The sequence below is a fragment of the Streptomyces sp. NPDC053755 genome (assembly GCF_040677675.1).
Lineage (GTDB): Bacteria > Actinomycetota > Actinomycetes > Streptomycetales > Streptomycetaceae > Streptomyces.
The window spans coordinates 266101-281854 of sequence record NZ_JBFASK010000002.1 but is presented as its reverse complement, the minus strand read 5'-3'; the positions used below and the strand labels follow the sequence as shown (position 1 = coordinate 281854).

The 15754-nt window shown below is 73.0% G+C and carries 17 protein-coding genes; 10 read left to right on the top strand and 7 right to left on the bottom strand.

Annotated elements, in window-relative coordinates; all coding sequences use genetic code 11:
* Positions 1–119 precede the first annotated feature (119 nt).
* Positions 120–836 (bottom strand): TetR/AcrR family transcriptional regulator, encoded by a 717-nt coding sequence (locus AB0K65_RS03985; RefSeq protein ID WP_365714059.1) that lies wholly within the window; start codon positions 834–836, stop codon positions 120–122.
* 297 nt (positions 837–1133) lie between these two features.
* On the opposite strand from AB0K65_RS03985, the gene AB0K65_RS03980 reads away from it, so the two are divergent.
* The 3 genes from AB0K65_RS03980 to AB0K65_RS03970 all read left to right on the top strand — a co-directional run bounded on the left by AB0K65_RS03980 (position 1134) and on the right by AB0K65_RS03970 (position 4117).
* Positions 1134–1718 carry a TMEM165/GDT1 family protein gene (locus AB0K65_RS03980; protein WP_365714057.1) on the top strand — a complete coding sequence of 195 codons (585 nt, stop codon included), beginning with the start codon at positions 1134–1136 and terminating at the stop codon, positions 1716–1718.
* A 142-nt stretch (positions 1719–1860) separates the two neighbouring features.
* Complete coding sequence (locus AB0K65_RS03975) at positions 1861–2478, top strand: TetR/AcrR family transcriptional regulator (RefSeq protein WP_365714055.1); 618 nt, start codon at positions 1861–1863, stop codon at positions 2476–2478.
* Positions 2462–4117, top strand: a complete 1656-nt coding sequence (locus tag AB0K65_RS03970; RefSeq protein ID WP_365714053.1) for an acyl-CoA dehydrogenase family protein — start codon at positions 2462–2464, stop codon at positions 4115–4117. The genes AB0K65_RS03975 and AB0K65_RS03970 overlap by 17 nt, the downstream gene beginning before the upstream one ends.
* 250 nt (positions 4118–4367) lie before the next feature.
* Here AB0K65_RS03970 and AB0K65_RS03965 read toward each other — a convergent pair whose 3' ends face one another.
* Positions 4368–4991, bottom strand: coding sequence for a histidine phosphatase family protein (locus AB0K65_RS03965; protein WP_365714238.1), 624 nt, complete (start codon positions 4989–4991; stop codon positions 4368–4370).
* Between the two features lie 184 nt (positions 4992–5175).
* Here AB0K65_RS03965 and AB0K65_RS03960 point away from each other — a divergent pair, with 184 nt between their 5' ends.
* Positions 5176–5508: a cupin gene (locus AB0K65_RS03960; RefSeq protein WP_365714051.1), complete on the top strand. Its 333-nt coding sequence runs from the start codon at positions 5176–5178 to the stop codon at positions 5506–5508.
* A gap of 22 nt (positions 5509–5530) precedes the next feature.
* On the opposite strand, the gene AB0K65_RS03955 is transcribed toward AB0K65_RS03960, so the two are convergent.
* Positions 5531–6052, bottom strand: coding sequence for a tetratricopeptide repeat protein (locus AB0K65_RS03955; RefSeq protein WP_365714049.1), 522 nt, complete (start codon positions 6050–6052; stop codon positions 5531–5533).
* A 169-nt stretch (positions 6053–6221) separates the two neighbouring features.
* Here AB0K65_RS03955 and AB0K65_RS03950 point away from each other — a divergent pair, with 169 nt between their 5' ends.
* Positions 6222–7895, top strand: a complete 1674-nt coding sequence (locus AB0K65_RS03950) for a PHB depolymerase family esterase (RefSeq protein WP_365714047.1) — start codon at positions 6222–6224, stop codon at positions 7893–7895.
* Between the two features lie 115 nt (positions 7896–8010).
* On the opposite strand, the gene AB0K65_RS03945 is transcribed toward AB0K65_RS03950, so the two are convergent.
* Positions 8011–8496, bottom strand: coding sequence for an SRPBCC family protein (locus AB0K65_RS03945; protein ID WP_365714045.1), 486 nt, complete (start codon positions 8494–8496; stop codon positions 8011–8013).
* A 294-nt stretch (positions 8497–8790) separates the two neighbouring features.
* Here AB0K65_RS03945 and AB0K65_RS03940 point away from each other — a divergent pair, with 294 nt between their 5' ends.
* Complete coding sequence (locus tag AB0K65_RS03940) at positions 8791–9357, top strand: PadR family transcriptional regulator (protein ID WP_365714043.1); 567 nt, start codon at positions 8791–8793, stop codon at positions 9355–9357.
* A 52-nt stretch (positions 9358–9409) separates the two neighbouring features.
* Positions 9410–9865 (top strand): peroxiredoxin, encoded by a 456-nt coding sequence (locus tag AB0K65_RS03935; RefSeq protein ID WP_365714041.1) that lies wholly within the window; start codon positions 9410–9412, stop codon positions 9863–9865.
* Positions 9866–10294: 429 nt separating this feature from the next.
* Here AB0K65_RS03935 and AB0K65_RS03930 read toward each other — a convergent pair whose 3' ends face one another.
* Positions 10295–11077: a polysaccharide deacetylase family protein gene (locus AB0K65_RS03930; RefSeq protein ID WP_365714039.1), complete on the bottom strand. Its 783-nt coding sequence runs from the start codon at positions 11075–11077 to the stop codon at positions 10295–10297.
* Between the two features lie 224 nt (positions 11078–11301).
* Positions 11302–11676, bottom strand: a complete 375-nt coding sequence (locus AB0K65_RS03925; protein ID WP_365714037.1) for a hypothetical protein — start codon at positions 11674–11676, stop codon at positions 11302–11304.
* A 282-nt stretch (positions 11677–11958) separates the two neighbouring features.
* On the opposite strand from AB0K65_RS03925, the gene AB0K65_RS03920 reads away from it, so the two are divergent.
* Together AB0K65_RS03920 and AB0K65_RS03915 are read left to right on the top strand one after the other, a co-directional pair.
* Entirely contained in the window at positions 11959–12750 is a 792-nt protein-coding gene (locus AB0K65_RS03920) for a class I SAM-dependent methyltransferase (protein WP_365714035.1), read from the top strand.
* 341 nt (positions 12751–13091) lie between these two features.
* On the top strand, positions 13092–13580 hold the full coding sequence (locus AB0K65_RS03915; protein WP_365714034.1) for a hypothetical protein: 489 nt from the start codon (positions 13092–13094) through the stop codon (positions 13578–13580).
* Between the two features lie 94 nt (positions 13581–13674).
* Here AB0K65_RS03915 and hemE read toward each other — a convergent pair whose 3' ends face one another.
* Positions 13675–14751, bottom strand: coding sequence for a uroporphyrinogen decarboxylase (gene hemE / locus AB0K65_RS03910; RefSeq protein ID WP_365714032.1), 1077 nt, complete (start codon positions 14749–14751; stop codon positions 13675–13677).
* A gap of 91 nt (positions 14752–14842) precedes the next feature.
* On the opposite strand from hemE, the gene AB0K65_RS03905 reads away from it, so the two are divergent.
* Positions 14843–15535: a DUF3000 domain-containing protein gene (locus AB0K65_RS03905; protein ID WP_365714031.1), complete on the top strand. Its 693-nt coding sequence runs from the start codon at positions 14843–14845 to the stop codon at positions 15533–15535.
* The last annotated feature ends 219 nt before the right edge of the window (positions 15536–15754 follow it).

Sequence of the window (15754 nt, the reverse complement as noted above, 5' to 3'; positions counted from 1 at the left end):
GGCCTTCACCACGCGCGTCCCTCCGGCTTCCGGCGCCCGACCGGTGAACCCGCGCCGGGCCTTCACCACGCGCGTCCCTCCGGCCCCGGGCGACCGCTGCGTGGTGCGCCGTGCGGCCGTCACCGTCCGCGCCCCGCCGGCCCGAGGTGGGCGTCGACGGCGGCCCGGAGCAGCGGGGCCACCGCGTCGGCGCCGGTGGCGAGCTGGAGGCTGCCCCAGCCCCACAGCTGGGCGATCCCGTGCAGGTTCGCCCAGAGCGCCCCGGCGACGACGGACGGCTGAGCGGCGCGGACGGCGCCGTCGGCACTTCCTGGTCCTGCCTCCCCCCGGGCCCTTCGTCCGCGGCCGGCGCCCGGGCCCACGCCGGCGCCCGGGCCCACGTCCGCGTCGGCCTCCGGGCGGGCGAGGGCCAGAGCGACGAGCCGGGTCAGCAGCCCGAAGAGAGGCAGGCTCGTCTCCCGCAGCCCGAGCCGTCCGCTCTCCAGCAGGTCGTGGCGGAACATCAGCTCGTACATGCCGCGGCGCGTCAGCGCGAAGTCGAGGTATACCTCGGCGAGCGCGTACAGCCGGGCGCGGTGGTCGTCGCCCGTGCCGCCGCCTTCCCCCTCGACGGCCTTGGCGACGCCTGCGGCCAGATCGGCGAAGCCCTCGCGGGCGATGGCGGAGAGCAGGTCGAGATGGGCGGGGAAGTAGCGGCGGGGGGCGCCGTGCGACACCCCGGCGCGCCGGGCGATCTCGCGGAGGGAGAGGGCCTGGGCCCCCTCCGCGTCCACCAGCTCGACACCGGCGTCGACGAGCCGGCCGCGCAGCCCGTCGGCTTCCTGGTCCTGAGTCATAGACACTGTCTACCAGGCTGCGTAGACAGTGTCTACCAAGATCGGCGCCGGGCTCCGGTAGACTGTCCGGCAGCGAAGGGGAGTAGCCCCGCGAACCGGTCGTCGACACACTGGAACCCTCGGGTTCCCGGTGGCCGGGTCCGCGCGAGAGCGCGGACGGGCGAGACCTTCGGCCAGGCATTCGCCATGTCCGCGTTCCGTGGGCGTGGTCCGTCATGCCGGGCCGAGTGGTTCTTCCCGTCGCCCACCGCGGTGCCGTGCGGATCCCGGGCCCGGATCAAGCAGAGAGCCCCCGGTATGCACCTCGACCCCTTGGCGATCCTCACCGCCTTCGGGCTGATCTTCCTCGCCGAGCTTCCCGACAAGACGATGTTCGCGTCCCTCGCCATGGGCACACGGATGCGACCGCTGTACGTCTGGTTCGGCACCTCCACCGCGTTCGTCGTGCACGTCGCCATCGCCGTCGGCGCGGGCAGCCTCATCGGCCTGCTGCCGGACTGGATCGTCCGGCTGGTCTCGGCCCTGCTCTTCGCCTTCGGCGCCTTCATGCTGCTGCGCGGTGGGGGCGACGACGAGGAGGACGACGCCGGAGGCAGGACCGTGACCGGCTTCTGGCCGGTCTACTCCACCGCCTTCATGGCCGTCTTCATCAGCGAGTGGGGCGATCTGACCCAGATCACCACCGCCAATCTGGCCGCGACCAACGGCACCTGGCCGACGGCGATCGGCTCCGCCGCCGCCCTGATGAGCGTCTCGGCGCTCGCCCTCGTCGCGGGCCGCTTCATCGCCAAGCGCGTCCCGCTCAAGACGGTGCAGCGCATCGGCGGCCTGTGCATGGCGGCCCTCGCGATCTGGTCCCTGACCGAGATCTTCGTCGGCTGACCCGTCGGGCGGCGCGCGACTCGGGGCGCGTGCCCGGACCCTCACCGGGCCGGGCACGCGCCCTTCGCGTGCGCCCCCGGCGTATCCCCTCGCACACCCCCGGCCTCTTGTTGAAGCAATGAATCACTGCTTCACTTCTTGCATGCCCTACCGCCGCACGCCCGCCGTCCAGGCCCGGCTCGACGCCCAGCGGACCACGGTCGTCGACGCGGCCATCGGCCTCCTCGCCGAGCACGGCTACGCCGGATGCACCATGGCCGCCGTCGCCGCACGGGCGGGAATTGCGACGGGAAGCGTCTACCGGCACTTCCCCAGCAAGGCCGAGCTGGCCGTCGAGCTGTTTCGCACGGTGGTCTCCCGCGAGGTGGCCGCCGTGTCCGAGGCCGCCGGCCGGCCCGGCCACGCGGACGCCGCCGAGCGGGTCGTCGCGGTCGTCGAGACCTTCGCCCTCCGCGCCCTGAAGTCGCCGCGCCTGGCGTACGCCCTGCTCGCGGAGCCCGTGGACCCGGCCGTCGACGCCGAGCGCCTCGTCTTCCGCCGGGCTTTCCGCGACGTCTTCGCCGAACGGATCGCCGAGGGCGTCCGCGCCGGGCGGCTTCCGCCCCAGGACGCCTCCCTGACCGCCTCCGCGCTCGTGGGAGCGGGAGCGGAGGCGCTCGTCGGCCCCCTGGCGGAGGGGTCGGTCGGGCCGGACACCGTACCCGCCCTGGTCACCTTCACCCTGAGAGCCCTGGGAGTTCCCGATGCCGACCACGCATGAGGTCACCAACCAAGTCCCGCCGCTGAGCGGTTACGACGTGTCGGCCGACCCGGCCCTGCTGGAGGGCCTGCACCGCGAGGGCGGCGGCTGGGCCGAGGCGGAGGTGCGGGAGCTGGGGGTGCGGGCCGGCGGCGAGGAGGCGCAGGAGTGGGGCCGGGCGGCCGAGCGGAACTCCCCCGTCCTGCACACGCACGACCGCTACGGCCACCGGGTCGACGAGGTCGAGTTCCACCCGTACTGGCACGAGCTGATGTCGGTCGCCGTCCGCCACGGCCTGCACGGCACCCCGTGGCGGGACGGCCGCCCGGGGGCCCATGTGGCGCGCGCGGCCAAGGTGTTCGTGTGGGGGCAGGCCGATCCGGGGCATCTGTGCCCGGTGTCGATGACGTACGCGGCCGTGCCGGCGCTGCGGGCCCAGCCGGATCTGGCCGAGGTGTACGAGCCCCTCCTCACCTCGCCCTTCTACGACTTCGGGCTGCGCGAGCCGACCTCGAAGCGCGGCATCATCGCCGGGATGTCCATGACCGAGAAGCAGGGCGGGTCGGACGTCCGGGCCAACACCACGCGCGCGGTGCCGACCGGGGAGGCGGGGCTCTACGCGCTGACCGGTCACAAGTGGTTCACCTCGGCCCCGATGTCGGACGTCTTCCTCACGCTGGCGCAGGCGCCCGGTGGACTCTCCTGCTTCCTGGTTCCCCGTGTCCTGCCGGACGGCTCCCGCAACGCGATCCGCCTCCAGCGGCTGAAGGACAAGCTCGGCAACCGTTCCAACGCCTCCTCCGAGATCGAGTACGAGGGCGCCCTCGGCCGGCTGGTCGGCGAGGAGGGCCGTGGCGTGGCCACCATCATCCGGATGGTGAACATGACGCGCCTGGACTGCGCGGTCAGCTCGGCGTCCGGGATGCGGCAGGGGCTCGTGCAGGCCGTCCACCACGCCACCCACCGCAACGCCTTCGGGGCACGCCTCGTGGACCAGCCGCTGATGACGAACGTCCTGGCCGACCTGGCCGTGGAGGCGGAGGCGGCGACGATCGCCGCGCTGCGACTGGCCGGGGCCGTGGACCGCGCGGCGGCGGGCGACGACGAGGAGGAGCTGCTGCGCCGGATCGGCCTCGCCGTGACGAAGTACTGGGTGTGCAAGCGGGCCCCGGCCCACGCGGCCGAGGCCCTGGAGTGCCTGGGCGGCAACGGCTACGTCGAGGACTCGGGGCTGCCCCGGCTCTACCGCGAGTCGCCGCTGCCCTCCATCTGGGAGGGCTCGGGCAACGTCGCCGCCCTCGACGTCCTGCGAGCGATGGGCCGGCAGCCCCAGGCCGTCGAGGCGTTCTTCGCCGAGGTCGACCGGGCCGCGGGCGCGGACCGCCGGCTGGACGCGGCGACGGCCCGGCTGCGCAAGGACGTGGGCGACCTGGGCGACCCCGCCGCGCTCGCGTACCGGGCGCGCCGCCTGGTCGAGCACATGGCGCTGGTCCTCCAGGGCTCGCTGCTCGTCCGGCACGGCCACCCGGCGGTGGCGGACGCGTTCTGCGCCTCGCGCCTGGACGGCGACTGGGGCGTCGCCTTCGGGACGCTGCCGCCCGGCCTGGACACGGCGGCGATCATCGAGCGCGGTACGCCGCGGACGACCGGGGCCGCCTGACCGCCCTCCCCCCGGAGCGGCCTGACCTTCCCGCCGACGGGGGCGGCCGGCGCGGTGCGGCGTCGCATGTCCTCCCCCGCCCGACCGCGCGTCGGCGCCCAGGCGTCCTGGCGTCCTTGTGGCTCCCCGCGCGGGTGCTTCGGCGCCCAGGCGTCCGGATGCGTCGGCGCGGGAGACCGCCGTAGGGGGGCGGCCCCCGAGCGGCAGGGGCCGGCCGTCCCGGCGGATCGGCGCGCCGGGACGGCCGCGATCAGACGTGCGACGCGGGAGGGAAGCCGGTCCAGCGCAGCTCGGCGGGCAGGTGCCGCATGTCGTTGGAGACGAGGACACAGGCCGGCCGCCCGGGCGCGTACCGGATGACCGTCAGGGCGGCGTTGCCGTGGTCGAGTCCGAGCCAGCGCCACTTCGGCGCGTGCATCGCGTCCCTGACGAGCCAGGCGACCAGGAAGTTGTGCGTGACGACGAGTTCGTGCCGGTCCTCTTCGCCGTCCACCGGCCCGGTGAACAGGTCCAGCGCCTTCCGCGCCAGCGCGGGTCCGCGCTCCCGCTCCTCCTCCGTGGCACCCGCGAGAAAGCGGAGGAAGAGGTCCGCCGAGTCCGCCGGAAGCTCCTCGCGCGCGGGCAGGTGGGGGACGTAGTCGCCGGCGACGTCCGAGACGAGCAGGGGGACCTCGTCCAGCTCTGCACCGATCAGACGCGCGGTCTGCTCCGCCCTTGGCAGCGGACCGTGGTGAACGGCCGCGAGAGGGACGTCCCGGAGACGGCGGCCGAGCAGGGTGGCTTGCCGGCGACCGCCGTCGGTCAGCCCGCTCTCGTCAGGTGATGCCTCGCCGTGCCGGACGAGGTAGAGGTAGCGCGTGGCCGTGCCGGTCATCTCGGATTCCTTCGCACTCATGAACGATCTTGTTCATGGTCGGACGCGGGCTTCTCCCGGCCCGGTTCCCCGCGCCGCTCGGGCCGGGATCCGTCGCAGCCCAGGCGTCCCGACTTGCGTTCCCCGGGACACGCGCGAGGCTGGGAGGCGCAACCCCGCGCCCGCGCCCCCGCAGGGAGAAACGATGCACGAGTCCGCAGCTGTCGATCTCGCGACCCTCGTCGAGGAGCATCTGGCCAAGGCACGCTCCGACGCCCACGGCCGCAGCGCCCATCGGGTGGTCCACGACGGAGTACTCCGGCAGAGTGTCATCGCCCTGACGTCGGGAACGGGGCTCGACGAGCACAACGCCCCGCCCGCCGCGAGCCTTCAGGTGCTGCGCGGACGGGTGAAGCTGACGGCGGCCGGCCGGTCGGAGGAGCTGGCGGCGGGCGAGCTGCAGATGATCCCCAAAGAGCGGCACGGGCTCGTCGCCCTGGAGGACGCGGTGGTGCTGCTCACCGCGGTCAACGACTGACCGCGGAGCGATCGGCGCGGTCTCAGACCGTCTCGTCCAGGTTGGCGGCGTAGTACTCGATGGCCGGACGGTACCGGCGTACGTACGGGTCGTCGCTGGTGGCCGCGACCACGCCCAGCAGGAGCCGGGTGGATTCCTCGTGCTGCCCGGTGTTGAACAGGGCCATCGCCAGGAAGGTGCGCAGCGCGGCGTCGTCCGGGAACTCCCCGGTGGCGCGGCGCAGGGTCACGACCGCCTGTTCGTAGCGGCCGAGGACGCGGTAGGTGCTGCCGAGGCCGAGGAGTGCGCCGCGCCGGTCCTCCTCTCCCAGCCGGGCGGCGGCCGTGTCGTCCAGCGCCCGCTCGTAGAAGGGGACGGCTTCGGCCTCCAGGCCGAGGACGTCGTGCGCCCAGGCGGTCTGGTAGGCGACCTCAGGATCCTCGGGGTGGCGCGCGGCGAGCGCGAGGAGCCGGGACCGTGCCTCCTCCCGCTCGCCCCGCTCGCGCAGCCCGACCGCCTCGGCCAGCAGCCGGTCCCTGGTCCCGTCGTTCACCTCGTGGCTCATGGGCTCATCGTCGCAGGCGGTTCGCGGCCCGGGGGCGGGGGCTGCCAGGTCGGGGGGCGCCATAGCGGACCCGGGTCCCTGTGTCGGCCCGGCCCATAGGAGCCGCACGCGGGACGCCCCTAACCTCCCGGCCATCAGCCCGACATGAACGAGCCGCCCGGGAGTCTCCATGCGACCGTCCCGCACCACCCGCCGACGCCTTCCGCGCCGGCCGGCAGCCGCCTTGCCGCTGTCGGCCGCCGTCCTCCTCCTCTCCTTCCTCCTTCCCTTCCTCTCCCCCACGGCCACGACCGCGGCGACCGCCTCCGCGACACCCGCCGTCGCCCCCGCGGCGGCCGCGGCCCCGGTGCCCGTGCCCGGCCAGTTGCGGCCGTACGCCGTCGGCGCCGTCCACAGCGCCGGGATCTCCTCCGGCGGCTACATGGCGACACAGCTCCACGTGGCCTACTCGGGTACGTTCAGCGGCTCGGCGGCCTTCGCCTCGGGCCCGTACCACTGCGCTCAGAACACGCTGGCCACGGCCCTCAACGCCTGTATGAACACCACGCAGGACCTCCAGCTCGCGAAGCTGGAACAGACCACCCGGGACTGGTCGTCGGCCGGACTCGTCGACCCGGTCGCGAACCTCTCCGGTGACCCGGTCTACGTCTTCAGCGGCTCGGGCGACGCGACCGTGAAGCGGCCGGTGGCGGACGCGCTGGCCGACTACTACGGCCGGTTCGGCGCCCGCGTGCGGTACAACCGCGCCACCGCCGCCGGACACGCCTGGATCAGTCCGCTCGGACCCAACTCCTGCACGGTCACGCAGAATCCGTGGGTCAACGACTGCGGGATCGACGCCGAGGGCGAACTGCTGGGCCATCTGCTGGGCCGCGCGCCGACGGCGCCCAGCGCCACCCCGGGCGGCTCGCTGATCCGGTTCGACCAGAACGCGTACGCGCCGGGCGGGTCGGCCGCCCCCCTGTCCCTGGACGACAACGGCTTCGTCTACGTCCCGGCGTCATGCGCCTCCGGGACCACCTGCACGCTGATGGTGGCGCTGCACGGGTGCAAGCAGGGCTACGGCTACCAGGGCTTCGGGACGCGGTTCATCGAGACCGCCTATCTCAACGAGTACGCCGACACCAACGACATGATCGTGCTCTACCCGCAGGCCATCGCCACCACGACGCTGGAGAACCCCAACGGCTGCTGGAACTGGTGGGGTTACCTCGGCGACTCCGCCTACGGGCGGCACGGCGGCAAGCAGATCGAGGCGATCATGGGCATGGTCCGGGCGCTGCGCGGCACCGCTCCCCCGCCCGCGGCGAACCGCGTGACCCTGCCCAGCACGGACGCGCAGGACGGCTACGTCAAGGCCGCGGCGGACGGGACCGGCCCCGCGGTCGGGACGCTGGAGGACACCTACGGCCTGGCGGCCGGCCGCGGCACGGACGGCAAGGTGAACCGGACGCTGCTCTCCTTCGACACCTCGCGGATCCCGGCCGGCAAGGAGATCACCCGGGCGTACCTCACGGTGGACCGCAGCGGCGGATCGGGCGATCCCTGGTCCTCGCCGGCGGGCAACCGGCTGCTCGTGGACGTGCGGTCGGGCTGCTTCGGGGCCTGTGCCGTCGAGGCATCGGACTGGTCGGCGACGCCGACGGTGCCGGGCGCTGCCGCCATAGCCCCGTTCACCTCCGGCGGCGCGTCGTCGACGGACCTGTCGGCGGCCGCCCTGGCCGCGCTGGACCGCACCGGCACGACCCAGACGCGGCTGCGCTTCGAGGCGGCCCCACCCTCGACCGCGTACCTCTTCGTCAACAAGGACACGCCGGTGACCCTGACCGTCGAGTACCGCTGAGGCCTGTCGCGGCGCCGGTGCGGGGGACACCGGACGACACCCGTGAGACGGAGGCCCTCGCCGTGCCCGGGCGGGGGCTTTCCGGTCCGCGTGCCGCGACTCGGGCGGGCGCCGTTCAGCGGGGCGGTTCCGGCAGCTCCTCGCCCGTTTCGAGGAGCGACTTGAGGCTGGAGAGCAGCGCCGGCCAGCCTTCGCCGATCAGATCCCTGATCATGCCATCGGGCTCCAGGTCGTCGTGCACGACGGTGAGCTTGACGATGTCCCCGGCCGGCTCGATGGCGAAGGTCACCTTCGACCGGCGCTCCTTGGCGAGCCTGCCGTACACCTCCTCGCCGATGCCGACCGCCTCGGCCCACTCCGGCGTGAAGGTGTGCCAGGTGTACGAGAGCAGTCGGCCTGGTTCGGCCGCGAGGACGACCTGACCGGGATCGGAGGTGCTGCGGCCCCCCTCGTCCCAGACCATCGGCGCACCGGCGGTCCAGTCCGTCTCGAAGGCCACGCCCCAGTAACGGCGGGTGAGGGCCGGGTCCGTCAGGGCCCGCCAGAGCTCGTCGGGGGTGGTGCGGAGGTACGTGGTGTAGACGAACGCGTTGCTGTCCATCGAGGTCTGCTCCCATGCTTCGGGCGGCGAGCGCGACAAGCGCTCGGGGCGCACTGCTCACCGAGTCCGGCTCCGGCAGGCCGCGGCGCCACCGTCACCAGCCCCTCGACCTCCTCCGCCGAGACGCTCCCGCGGGGTTCTCCCGTGGAACCAGGATTTCGCGCGACGCCGGGTCGCGCACGCTCTCGGGGGCGCGGGCGTGGCGTGCGGGGGAACGCGTGACCGGCGCAGGCTGGGAGGAATCCTTTGAATAGGTGTGGAAGGAACTATTCAACGGGCTGCTAGCGTGAGCGGATGTCCCTCAAGCACGCCGTCCTCGCCGCCCTTCTGGAGGGCGAGGCATCCGGGTACGACCTGGCCAAACTCTTCGACGTGTCGGTCGCCAACTTCTGGGCGGCGACCCCTCAGCAGCTCTACCGCGAGCTGGACCGGCTCGCGGACGCAGGTCTGATCGCCGCCCGTGTCGTGCAGCAGGAGCGGCGCCCCAACAAGCGCATGTTCACGCTCACCGAGGCCGGCCGGGCGGACCTCGTCGCCTACACGGCCGCCGCTCCCCGGCCGACCGCCATCCGCGACGAGCTGATGGTGCAGGTGCAGGCGTGCGACGAGGGCGACACGGACGCGATCCTGGGCTTCGTCGAGGAGCGGATGGAGTGGGCACGCGGCAAGCTGGCGCGCTACGACCGGACGCGGGAATGGCTCCTCGACGGCCGGGACGAGGAGACGTACCTGCGCGAGGCCGAACGGATCGGACCGTACCTCACGCTGATGCGGGGCCGCGCCTTCGAGGAGGAGAACCTGCGCTGGGGCGAGCGGGTCCTGGCCATCCTGGAGGAGCGCCGCGCCGTGCGGCAGCGGTAACGTCACCGGTCGGCGACCGGACGGACCGGTGGCGGACAAGGGGCTGGGTCTGATGAACGTCGGTGACCTCGTGGAGGACTTCACTCTTCCGGACGAAACGGGACAGTCCCGTTCGCTGACCGGGCTGCTGGCCGAGGGCCCGGTCGTCCTCTTCTTCTATCCGGCGGCTCTCACTCCGGGCTGTACGGCCGAGGCGTGCCACTTCCGCGACCTCGCCGGGGAGTTCCGGGCCGTGGGCGCCACGCCCGTCGGCATCAGCTCCGATCCGGTCGAACGGCAGCAGGAGTTCGCCGAACGGCATTCCCTCGGGTACCCGCTGCTGTCGGACCCGAAGGGCGCGATACGCGACCGCTTCGGGGTGACGCGCGGGTTCTCGCTCGCCCCGACGAAGCGGGTCACGTTCGTGATCGACCAGGACCGCCGGATCCTGGAGGTCGTCCGCAGCGAGCTGCGGATGAGCGCGCACGCGGACCGCGCACTGGCGGCGCTCGGCGCCCGGACGCCCTGACGCGCAGCGCCGCGGTCGCGCCTTCGCTCCTTGCCGTCCGTGGCCCCAGCGGCCGCCTGGACGGCTCCTGCGCCGTAGGCCGGTCGGGAGCGGAAGCCCGCCGGCGACGGTGGCGCACCCGGTGTGCAGGAGTGCGGCGAGCACGCTCCCGCACCCGCGGCGAGCGCGCACGGGCTCGTCGGACAGGAGTCCCCGTGCTCCGTACGGGTCAGCGGGGCCGCGAGCGGGAACGACAGAGCCCCGGTAGGACGGGGGATTCCAACCGGGGCCGACTGCCGTGACGGACGAAGAGCGGTCACCTCGAGGGGGGACTCGGGGACCGGACCCCTTGCCGTCACATATGAATGAACGATGAACCTTCTGCCGTTGTTCCGGGGACTTCGGATGAAGGCTGTGACACGGCTCACCGAGGTGGGGTGCGGGCTCGCCCTACGGCCGGTAGACGGTCCCGGGCTCGGCCTGGGCGGGCGCCAGGAGCTGGGGGACGGTCACGAAGGTGAAGCCCTTCCGCTTCAGGTCGCCGATGATCCCGGGTACGGCGGGAACCGTGCCGTCGTAGATGTCGTGCAGCAGGATGATGCCGTCGCCCTCGGCGCCGTCGACGGTCCGCTGCCGTATGAGCGCCGCATCGGTGGTGGCGTAGTCCTTGGCCGTGACGCTCCACAGGATCTGGGCGAGGCCCAGCTCGCGGCTCACCTCGGAGACCGTGTCGTCGGTGCGCCCCTGCGGCGGCCGCATCAGGGTGGGCTTCCGGCCGGTGATCTTCTCTATCGCGTTCTGGGTGCGGGACAGTTCGTCGCGGACCTCGTCGGCGTCCAGGCCGGTCAGGACGCGGTGGGTCCAGGTGTGGTTGGCGACCTCGTGGCCTTCGTCCGCGATGCGCCTGACGACCTCGGGATAGCGGTCGACGTGCTTCCTCCCCAGCAGGAAGAAGGTCGCGGGCACCTTCTCCTCGCGGAGGATGTCGAGCAGGCGCGGCGTGTCCTTGCCCGGCCCGGCGTCGAAGGTCAGGGCGATGCACTTCACCGCGGCGCAGTCGACCGCGCCGCCCTCGGACGCTCCCCCCTTGGAGTCCGTGTCAACGGCCTCGCGGCGCGCCTCCCCGGGGGAGACCGGGTCCACCCCGCAGCCGCCGAGCAGGAGAATCAGCGAGGCCGCCGCGAGAATCGCGACGGCCGGCCCCCGGCGCTTGCCCGGTCCGGTTCGGAACATGCTGCAACCCGCTTCCCCGTGTCGATGCCTTCGGTCGCCACTCCCGCCTGGTCAGGGGCGGTTCGGAGTGGTCCGCGGAGCACTCTACACAGGGTGTATACACGTGATGCATAGGGGGTGGCGGACTGCGGGGCGCGCATGCGAACGGCCCCGGGCGGCGCCCGTCCGCTCCGCCCGGGGGTACGGTCACCGACCGGTCGTCCGACGAGGGGCCGGTGGGTGGGTCAGCGTGAGCCGAGGAGGAGCCTGGCCTCGGTCTCCTGGTCACCCGAGGCGGAGTCCGACGACTTGAGGTCGAAGCCGGCCGCGAGCGTCTTCCGCACCTCGTCGACGGCGTGATAGCCGCCGGTCAGTACGGCTTCGACCATCCCGCCCAGCGGCACCGGCCGGGTCTCCTGGCGGCGTCCGGCGGCGGTGTCGAAGGTGGCCGTCCAGACCGTGGGGGCGGGGACCGCCGAGGACGAGCCCGGCACGGTCAGGTCCTCGAGTTCGTAGACGCCGTCCAGGACGCGGAACACCACTTGGGCGTCCTCCCGGGAGCAGTCGCTCAGCTGCACGGTGACGTCGGTGTCGATGTGAGTGTCGTACACGTCGCTCATCTCCTCGCGCCCCGCCGGGTCGCTCGTCGTGCCACGCTTCCAGCATCCCTCGCGGCCGCGCTTCCCGCGAGGTCCGCCCGGGTGCCGGGCACCGCGTGGTGGACACCGTCCCCCTGAGGCGGCAGTCTCGGGGGGGACCTTCCGCGTACGCACGCGGGCGAGGACGGGCTCGACCCGGGCCCGGCTCTGCCGGTGGACCGCCGTAGGGACCCGCCGGGTGGGTCTGCGGCACCGAGCCGGCGGCGCCGCAGTTCTCCGGACACGGCCAGTGGGGAGTCGAACGTGCGGGACAGTACTCTCGACCCTGTCGCCCACAATCGGGCCGCCTGGGACAAGTGTGTCCAAGAGGGCAACGAGTGGTCGAGACCGGTGAGTGCCGCGGAGGTCGAACGCGCCCGTCTGGGCGACTGGTCCCTTGTTCTCATCGGGCGGGAGCCGGTCGACCGCTCCTGGCTGCCGGCGGACCTGACCGGCAAGGACGTGCTGGGCCTGGCTTCCGGCGGTGGCCAGCAGGGTCCGATCCTCGCCGCCGCAGGGGCGCGGGTCACCGTGTTCGACAACTCACCCCGCCAGCTCGGCCAGGACCGGATGGTCGCGGCGCGCGACGGACTCGAGCTGCGCACCGTCCTGGGAGACATGCGCGACCTCAGCGCCTTCGACGACGCGACATTCGACGTCGTGTTCCATCCGGTCTCGAACCTCTTCGCACCGGATGTGGCGCGGGTGTGGCGTGAGTGCTTCCGCGTGCTGCGACCGGGCGGAACCCTGCTCGCGGGCTTCCTCAACCCTGACGTGTACTTGTTCGACCACGAGGCGCTCGACGAGCGCGGCGAGCTGATCGTCGTGCACAAGCTGCCCTACAGCGATGTCACGCACTACTCCGCCGAGGAACGCGCCACGAGGTTCGGCGCGGATGCCCCTCTGGAGTACAGCCACACCCTCACCGACCAGATCGGCGGACAACTCGCCGCGGGGTTCGTTCTCACCGGCTTCGCGGAGGCGCCGCACCCCTCCAACGCCTCCGCTCCCTATCTGTCGAACTATTTCGCGACGCTGGCGGTCAAGCCGGGCTGACCCGGCCCCGGGGGCCGGCCGAGGCCCCAGGTCGAAACACGCCTAGGGCGTGTTTCGAAAGTGGCGCCGTCCGCCCGGAGGGCGGGCCCCGCGGCGTCCGGTGCGTGCGATCGCACGGCGGAGGGTCGCCCTCGTACCGGACATACTCGGACGATCCCGATAACGCGGCGAGCGTGCGTGCCAGGCGTCGCGGGGCAGGCGGGACTTTCGCAACACGCCCTAGGCGGCCCGGCGCGGGGCGGGTGTCGGGAGCGGGGTGCGAGGGCGGGGTCGGCCGAGCGGCGCAGTCACCGTCGGTGACGAATTGCGACCTTGGGATCACCATGGGTTAACTCGATGACATGATCAGACACTCCGTGCGCGCGCTCTGCGCCGCCTCCCTCGTCCTCGCCCCGCTCGCCCTGAGCACCCCCGCCCACGCCGCGACCGCCTGCTCGGTCAACGGGCTCACCGTTCCCAGCGGGAACGTCAGCGGCACGGTGGGACGGGACTACATCCAGTGCTCGTCGGTGGACGCGGGTCACACGGTCGACGGCCTCGCCGGCGACGACACGATCGTCCTCACCGGTCCGGTGGCCGGAAGGGTGCTCGGCGGGACGGGCTCCGACTACCTCCGCTTCGGCAGCCTGGCGCCGCTCGGCGGCCAGGCCGACGCCGGGGCGGGCAACGACTACGTACAGGTGGACGGCACCGTCCTGGCCGCGGCCACCGTCCGCGGCGGCGACGGCGCCGACTTCATCCGGGTCGACGTCAACCAGGGCGCCGTCGACGGCGGCGCGTCCCTCGACTTCTGCCAGGTGGCGTCCGGCAACCCCGCCGTCAACTGCTGAGCCCCGGAGGCGGCCCGGACACCCCGACCGCGCGAACCACGATGCCCGTCACCGCGAGCGGTGACGGGCATCGGTGCGGGTCGGGCGCGGGGCGTCAGACCGCCGTGTGCGTGTGGACGTACTCCACCAGCCGGGTCAGGGCGTCCGGGTCCGTGGTGGGCAGCACGCCGTGGCCGAGGTTGAAGACGTGCCCCTCCAGGCCCTTCGCGGCGGCCAGGACCTCGTCCGTCTTGGCCTCCACGGCCTCGCGCGAGGAGAACAGCACGGCGGGGTCCAGATTGCCCTGGAGCGTCTTGCCGGGGCCGACACGACGGACGGCCTCGTCGAGCGGGACGCGCCAGTCCACGCCGACCACGTCGGCGCCCGCCTCGCCCATGAGGCCGAGCAGCTCGCCGGTGCCGACACCGAAGTGGATGCGCGGCACGCCGTAGGAGGCGACGGAGTCGAAGACCTTCGTGGACGCGGGCATCACCGAACGGCGGTAGTCCACGGGGGCCAGGGCCCCCACCCAGGAGTCGAAGAGCTGGACGGCGGAGGCGCCCGCCTCGATCTGGACCCTGAGGAAGGCGGAGGTGATGTCGGCGAGGCGGTCCAGCAGATCGGCCCACAGCTGCGGGTCGCCGTACATCAGCGCCTTGGTGTGCTCGTGGTTGCGGGACGGCCCGCCCTCGACGAGGTAGCTCGCGAGGGTGAACGGCGCGCCGGCGAATCCGATCAGAGGAGTGGATCCCAGTTCGGCGGTGAGCATGCCGATGGCCTCGGTGACGTACGCGACGTCCTCGGGGGTCAGGTCGCGCAGCCGGGCCAGGTCGGCGCGGGTGCGGATCGGCTCGGCGACGACGGGACCGACGCCGGGCTTGATGTCGAGGTCGACGCCGATGGCCTTCAGCGGGACCACGATGTCGCTGAAGAAGATCGCCGCGTCCACCTTGTGGCGCCGCACGGGCTGCAGCGTGATCTCGGTGACCAGCTCGGGCCGCATGCAGGACTCGAGCATCGGGATGCCCTCGCGGACCTTCAGGTACTCCGGCAGCGAGCGACCGGCCTGCCGCATGAACCAGACCGGCGTGTGCGGCACGGGCTCACGCCGGCACGCCTTCAGGAACGGGGAGTCGTACGTCTGCGGCTGCTGCGTCGTCTGCTGGCCCGAGGGGGCGTCGTTGGCACTCACGCCCAGAATCTTCGCATGTACGCGGAAGCCGCTCGCCCGGCCCGGGTGTCCCTCCCTGCGCGGGGGCCCCGTTCCGCCTACTCTTCCCCGCATGGCTGCGGCTCAGGGACATTTTTCCGATCATTCCGAAGGCGACGAAGAGGCGGGCGAGACGGCGGGCACCACGGAGACGAACCCCGTTCCGCCCGCGTTCCGGCGGGCGGTGGAGGCGCTGCGTTCGGCCCGGCTGCGGCCGGAGATGGAGATGGATCCGACCCGGCCTCCGCAGCGGCTCGCCCCGTACGCGTACGCGCTGGAGGCGGCCGTCGTCGACGGCGAGGAGGACCTGGCCGACGGCCGGCTCGTCCTGCTCCACGACCCGGCCGGGCACGACACCTGGAAGGGCACCTTCCGCCTGGTGACGCTGGTACGGGCGGAGCTGGAGCCGGAGATGGCCGCGGACCCCCTGCTGCCGGAGGTGTGCTGGTCCTGGCTGACCGGAGCGATGGAGGCGAGGGGCCTGGCGTACGCGGAGGCGAGCGGCACCGTCACCATGGCCGGTTCCCACTACTTCGGCGGGCTCGCGGACCGGCGGCCCGCGACGCAGATCGAGATCCGGGCGTCCTGGACGCCGAGGGAGGGGCTCGGCGGAGTCCCGGACACGGGATCCCATCTCGCCGCCTGGTGCGACCTCCTCTGCCAGATCGCGGGGCTCCCGCCGTCGGCCCCCGATGCCGGGGAGGGCACCACGTCGGGGGCGGGCGTCGTCTCGCTGCCCCAGCGCCGGGGCCCGCAGCAGCCCTGAGCGGTCCTGAGGAGCGCTCCCTCGGCCGCGTCCGGATCCCCGGCGGGCTCGCGGCGGCCCGTGCACCCCCTGCCGCGGACGGCGCCGACGGCGGCCGACAGCGGCCGACAGCGGGCCCGTGAGCCCCCCGACAGGGAGGCTCACTCGTAGGATGATCGATCACGCGTCCGAATTGCCCGAATTGTTACTCACCAAATCGTGATCATTCCCTAAAGGCGG

What these genes read in the sequence shown, in the direction of transcription:
- AB0K65_RS03960 (WP_365714051.1), top strand. Translation starts at nt 5,176, where the DNA reads ATGCACGAGTCCGCAGCTGTCGATCTCGCGACCCTCGTCGAGGAGCAT.
- AB0K65_RS03965 (WP_365714238.1), bottom strand. Translation starts at nt 4,991, where the DNA reads ATGACCGGCACGGCCACGCGCTACCTCTACCTCGTCCGGCACGGCGAG.
- AB0K65_RS03955 (WP_365714049.1), bottom strand. Translation starts at nt 6,052, where the DNA reads ATGAGCCACGAGGTGAACGACGGGACCAGGGACCGGCTGCTGGCCGAG.
- AB0K65_RS03985 (WP_365714059.1), bottom strand. Translation starts at nt 836, where the DNA reads ATGACTCAGGACCAGGAAGCCGACGGGCTGCGCGGCCGGCTCGTCGAC.
- AB0K65_RS03930 (WP_365714039.1), bottom strand. Translation starts at nt 11,077, where the DNA reads ATGTTCCGAACCGGACCGGGCAAGCGCCGGGGGCCGGCCGTCGCGATT.
- AB0K65_RS03940 (WP_365714043.1), top strand. Translation starts at nt 8,791, where the DNA reads ATGTCCCTCAAGCACGCCGTCCTCGCCGCCCTTCTGGAGGGCGAGGCA.
- AB0K65_RS03950 (WP_365714047.1), top strand. Translation starts at nt 6,222, where the DNA reads ATGCGACCGTCCCGCACCACCCGCCGACGCCTTCCGCGCCGGCCGGCA.
- AB0K65_RS03925 (WP_365714037.1), bottom strand. Translation starts at nt 11,676, where the DNA reads ATGAGCGACGTGTACGACACTCACATCGACACCGACGTCACCGTGCAG.
- AB0K65_RS03915 (WP_365714034.1), top strand. Translation starts at nt 13,092, where the DNA reads ATGATCAGACACTCCGTGCGCGCGCTCTGCGCCGCCTCCCTCGTCCTC.
- AB0K65_RS03970 (WP_365714053.1), top strand. Translation starts at nt 2,462, where the DNA reads ATGCCGACCACGCATGAGGTCACCAACCAAGTCCCGCCGCTGAGCGGT.
- AB0K65_RS03945 (WP_365714045.1), bottom strand. Translation starts at nt 8,496, where the DNA reads ATGGACAGCAACGCGTTCGTCTACACCACGTACCTCCGCACCACCCCC.
- AB0K65_RS03905 (WP_365714031.1), top strand. Translation starts at nt 14,843, where the DNA reads ATGGCTGCGGCTCAGGGACATTTTTCCGATCATTCCGAAGGCGACGAA.
- AB0K65_RS03980 (WP_365714057.1), top strand. Translation starts at nt 1,134, where the DNA reads ATGCACCTCGACCCCTTGGCGATCCTCACCGCCTTCGGGCTGATCTTC.
- AB0K65_RS03935 (WP_365714041.1), top strand. Translation starts at nt 9,410, where the DNA reads ATGAACGTCGGTGACCTCGTGGAGGACTTCACTCTTCCGGACGAAACG.
- AB0K65_RS03975 (WP_365714055.1), top strand. Translation starts at nt 1,861, where the DNA reads ATGCCCTACCGCCGCACGCCCGCCGTCCAGGCCCGGCTCGACGCCCAG.